General features: G+C 51.9%; 4 protein-coding genes. All 4 read left to right on the top strand.

Going from position 1 to position 4,732, the window contains the following annotated elements; all coding sequences use genetic code 11:
- A partial coding sequence (locus GX108_06130; GenBank protein ID NLO56614.1) for a hypothetical protein occupies positions 1 to 254 on the top strand: 254 nt, incomplete at its 5' end.
- 497 nt (positions 255 to 751) lie between these two features.
- Entirely contained in the window at positions 752 to 1,075 is a 324-nt protein-coding gene (locus GX108_06125; GenBank protein NLO56613.1) for a YhdT family protein, read from the top strand.
- Between the two features lie 30 nt (positions 1,076 to 1,105).
- On the top strand, positions 1,106 to 2,608 hold the full coding sequence (panF, locus tag GX108_06120) for a sodium/pantothenate symporter (protein ID NLO56612.1): 1,503 nt from the start codon (positions 1,106 to 1,108) through the stop codon (positions 2,606 to 2,608).
- Between the two features lie 54 nt (positions 2,609 to 2,662).
- Positions 2,663 to 4,264 carry a D-aminoacylase gene (locus tag GX108_06115; GenBank protein ID NLO56611.1) on the top strand — a complete coding sequence of 534 codons (1,602 nt, stop codon included), beginning with the start codon at positions 2,663 to 2,665 and terminating at the stop codon, positions 4,262 to 4,264.
- Positions 4,265 to 4,732 lie beyond the last annotated feature (468 nt).

Genomic DNA, 4,732 nt, shown 5'->3' with positions numbered 1-4,732 from the left:
TCCACTCCGTCAACGAACGGCTCAACTCCTGGATGTTGGACCGGAAGGGCAAAGAACTCTCCAGGACCAACCGGGGAGTGGTCGGGGGAGCAATGGCCCTTATTGGCCTGGGCGTGGCATCCTTCGGGCTGATCGGTCTCATCGCCAAGGGTTATGGAACCATCAGCTGGGCCTTCTTCCTGTTCCACGGCGTGGCCCTCTTCACGATAGGCCTGTACAAGATGAGCAAAAAGAACGCCCGGACCCCTGCCTGAAATCCGTGGTGATGACGGGGTCTCCAGGTATATCGGAGTCAAACCGCAAGAGTTGTCGGGAAACGGCTCGGTATTTCGTCCGAGCCGTTTTTCGTTGAAGCTTCGCTCCTCGCCATGCCTTTTTTCACCGTCCGGCCACATGAGGCAACTCGACCCTTGACAAGACAGAATCATTGGTATAGGCTTCCCAAAACATCATTTTTCACAATGAACAACTTGTGAGGGAGGGAACACCATGAGGAAAGGAAATGGCTATCTAGGCCGCATGTTTGACATGCCTATTATCCTTTCCGCCTTGGGGTTCCCCTCCTGGCGCGGTTGAGCCGTACTCTTCCGCAACGAACCGGGATAAAGGGACCCCTTTAAAGGGGTCCCTTTCTTTTTTCAAGGAGGTGATTGCCAGGAAAAAATTGAGGCAGGGCAGACCTGAGGGAACTAATGGTACACCGTCCTCTATCGAGAGGAGACTGACGGTCGGGAAAAAGGAGGGAGCCCTTTTGGAAAAGCAGGAGTACTACAGCAGGGATTATGATTTTGACGAGATCGAAGTGGACGCGAGATTCATCCAATGCCAGAAGGAAATGATCATATCCTTTTCCACCTGGTTGGCCTTTACCTTTGTGTCGATCCTAGTGGCATACGGGCTGGGGAAAGGTCCTGTAGAAAAATACAAGTATATCCTGGGCCTTCCGCAATGGTGGTTTGGTGCAATAGTCGTCTCTGTAATTTTTACATTCATTGTCATTTTCCTTTCCCTTTTTGTTTTCCAAGATATGGAACTGTCTGATATCGGCGGGACTGGCGAAAAGGGGAAAAGTTAAAAATTTTTAAATGAGAAGAGGTGACTCGATATGGAATGGGAGATTTCTTCAGCGACCCGTACGGTGATCCTCGTTACTTTCATTATTTATTCCCTTGCCCTTCTTGTCGTCGGTTTCTACTCCAAGCGACGGATGGACAAAACCGCGTTAGATAAATTCGTAGAAGAATTCTACACTGGCGGTCGGGGCATGGGGTCCCTTGTTATTGCGCTTATGATTGCTGCAGGCCTTTGTAGCGCAGGAACTTTTCTTGGAGGCCCCGGTCTTGGGTATAGTGTAGGGCTGGCATGGGTACTGGTATTGTTGGCCCAGAATTTTATGAATTTTTATATCCTGGGTGAGATAGGGAAAAAAGTCGGCATCGTGGCCCGCCGGATAAACGGCCAGTCCTACATTGATCTTTTCGTATATAGATACAACCACAACAAAATAGTGGGATTCATTGGCGTTGTCGGCATTGTAATCTTTATGGGCAGCTATGTAGTGGCACAGTTCGTCGGTGGCGCACGCCTTTTTGAAACAATGACGGGACAGCCCTACTGGCTTGGACTCACGATTTTCGCTCTTGTGGTGCTCTTCTACGCTGCTTTCGGGGGAATCCGCGGTGTATCGGCAGCGATCGTAATCCAGGGACTGGTGATGACGGCGGCTGTGCTTGCACTTTTCATTGGAGGGCTCCGGTTCCTTGTCCCCCTGGAATCATCGGTGAAAAGCATCGCGGAAATGAATCCCGCACTGATAACCCCCTGGACATGGACACCCCGTTTTCAATTCTCCATGTGGATAGTTTTTGGTCTTGTAATGATCGGCATGCCGCATGGTGCAATGGGATGTCTCGTTTACAAGGACACAAAAGCTATGCATCGAGCCATCGTGATCGGCACCATTTTTGTCGTCCTCTGGACTTTCGCGTTGGTTTGGATGGGACATATGACGAAGGCCGTCTTCCCGAACCTGGCGGTACCGGATCACGCCATTCCCACCCTTGCCATGAGGGTTTTGCCGCCCTGGCTGGCGGGGATTACCCTCGCCGGCGTGGCTGGCGCGATACAGTCGACCATCGGGGCAATGGTCATCGTCATCAGTTCGACCCTAGTCAAGGATGCCTACCAGGCCTTTATCAACCCCGACGCGGAACCGGCGAAACTGAAGAAAGTCACGACATGGTCCACTGCGATAATCTGTATCGTGATTTTCCTCGGAGCCCTGTTTCCTCCGCCTGCGCTTGAATGGATCGTGGTCTTCGCGGTAGGGGGATTGGCATCGGCCTTCTTCTGGCCGCTCATCCTCGGACTGTACTGGATGAGGGCAAACGAGCACGGAGCCGCAGCCGGAATGGCGGGAGGTATGGCAACCTATATCATCGGCGCCGGGAAATACCATCCAATAAGTTTCGGAATGAACGCTATCGTGGTTTCACTGGTTGTTTCTTTCGTCCTGACCGTAGGCATCAGTCTCATGACCCCCAAAACGCCGAAAGGTATCATCCTGACCTGGTTCGGTAAAGAATATCCGAAAAAGATACCGGCATGATCGGGCTGTTGAACGCTAAGCCACGTTGGAGCCTTTTAAGGAGGAAAGTCGCCCATGTTTGATTTGTTGGTAAGAGATGCGAGGTTGTATGATGGATGTGGCGGTCCCTGGTACAAGGGCGATCTTGCCGTCAAAGACGGCAAGATCGCCAAGATTGGGAAAATCAGGAATGCCGATGCCCCCATTGTGATCAACGCCGAGGGGAAGGCACTTTCACCTGGCTTCATTGACGCCCATACCCATCTCGATTTTGTCTGCTCTTCGATCAACGATACGGCAAGCAAGGTAACCCAAGGTGTCACCACCGAGATCGCCGGTAACTGCGGACTTTCACTCATACCAGTCAGACCTGAGACTATCGAAGAGCTGAAGCAGTACCTGGCGCCCTTTATTCCCAGTGACGTAAACTTGTCCTGGAAATGGAGATCCCTGGAAAACTGGTTCGACCGCGTCGATGAAAAGGGCAACTCCACTAACGTGGCATCCCTTGTGGGACACGGGACCCTTCGCATCTACGCTATGGGTTTCGACGACAGGAAGCCAAGCGGGCAAGAGATGACCGAGATGAAGAAAGCCCTGGCTCAATCGATGGAAGAAGGCGCTTTGGGGCTTTCAACGGGGCTCATCTATCCTCCTGGTTGTTATTCGGATACGGATGAACTCTCTGAATTGTGTGAAGTAGTTGCGGAATATGGCGGACTTTACGTGACCCATATGCGTAATGAGGGACCCGAGATGCTACAGTCCGTCGAAGAAGCCCTGGAAATCGGGAGAAGAAGCGGCTGCCCGGTGCATATTTCCCATCACAAGTCATCGGGGAGGCAGAATTTCGGACTGGTGTCCCAGTCGCTGCGCATGCTTGAAGACGCACGGACAGAGGGTATTGACGTTACTTGCGATGTCTATCCTTACACGGCAGGATCAACACTTATAAGTAGCCTTCTTCCCAAATGGGTCCATGAGGGGGGCGTCAGGCGCATGCTTGAACGCCTGAAGGACCTCGCATCCAGGCAAAGGATCGTCGATGAACTGAACCGGGTCATCCCTGGCTGGGAAAATTTGGTAAAAGGGTGCGGCTGGGATAATATTATGATCAGTTCCTGTGAAAATGAGCCAACCCTCGAAGGGAAAACCATCACTGAAATAGCTTCCGAAAGGAGATCTTCACCGGAGGATACCCTGCTCGACATGATCCTGGAAACTGAAGGAAAAGCTACCATAGCGCTTTTCATGATGGATGAAAAGGATTGTTCAACGGTCCTTGTCCATCCGCTCTCCATGGTAGGCTCCGACGGTTTCGCTAGCTCCTTCACCGGAGTTTTGTCCAAGGGCAAACCTCACCCGCGCTCTTTTGGAACCTTCCCCCGCGTTCTGGGAAAATATGTGAGGGAAGACGATCTCATGACCCTGGAAAGAGCCCTGTGGAAAATGACAGGTTTTCCGGCGCAGCGCTTCGGCTTGAAGGACCGCGGTTTCCTGAAGGAAGGGATGGCTGCCGATCTGGTTGTCTTCGACCCTCTCGTGATTATCGACAATGCAACTTACAAGGAGCCGCGTCAACAGGCCGATGGGATCGATTACGTGATTCTAGGCGGGGAAATTGTCGTGGACCACAAAGAATATAACGGGAAAACACCCGGGAAATCCCTGAGGTGATATCTTTACGCTCCTGCTTATGACTTTACCGGGTTCCCGCCGCTCCTATTGACAAAGGGGCCATGTCGGTATAGAGTGCGCTGAACGCTTCAATTTTCATAATGTACCTTTTGTGAAGGAGGGGGAGCCCCATGCGGATGGAGAATGGCTTTTTCGGTCGACTTATTAGCATAATTATTCTCCTTTCCGCCTTGGGGTTCCCCTCCTGGCGCGGTTGAGCCGTACTCTTCCGCAACGAACCGGGATAAAGGGACCCCTTTAAAGGGGTCCCTTTCTTTTTTCGAGGAGGTGATGCCGGAAGGCGATGAAAGAGTCCGTAAGCGGAAAGGGCCGTCCTGAAACGGGACGGGTGGAAAGATTGGACACAGGAGGTGTCGAACGTAATGAGCGATCAAGTTGCGGATCGGGGTTTTTTCAGCAGGATGATGGGTTCTTCCTTTTACAAGAAATTCATACTTCCCGGCCTTA

Source organism: Thermovirga sp. (genome assembly GCA_012523215.1).
In the GTDB taxonomy this organism is placed as follows: domain Bacteria; phylum Synergistota; class Synergistia; order Synergistales; family Thermovirgaceae; genus 58-81.
Note: the sequence above shows the minus strand (reverse complement) of the source record. Positions and strands in the feature narration are given on the sequence as shown.

What these genes read in the sequence shown, in the direction of transcription:
- panF (NLO56612.1), top strand. Translation starts at nt 1,106, where the DNA reads ATGGAATGGGAGATTTCTTCAGCGACCCGTACGGTGATCCTCGTTACT.
- GX108_06115 (NLO56611.1), top strand. Translation starts at nt 2,663, where the DNA reads ATGTTTGATTTGTTGGTAAGAGATGCGAGGTTGTATGATGGATGTGGC.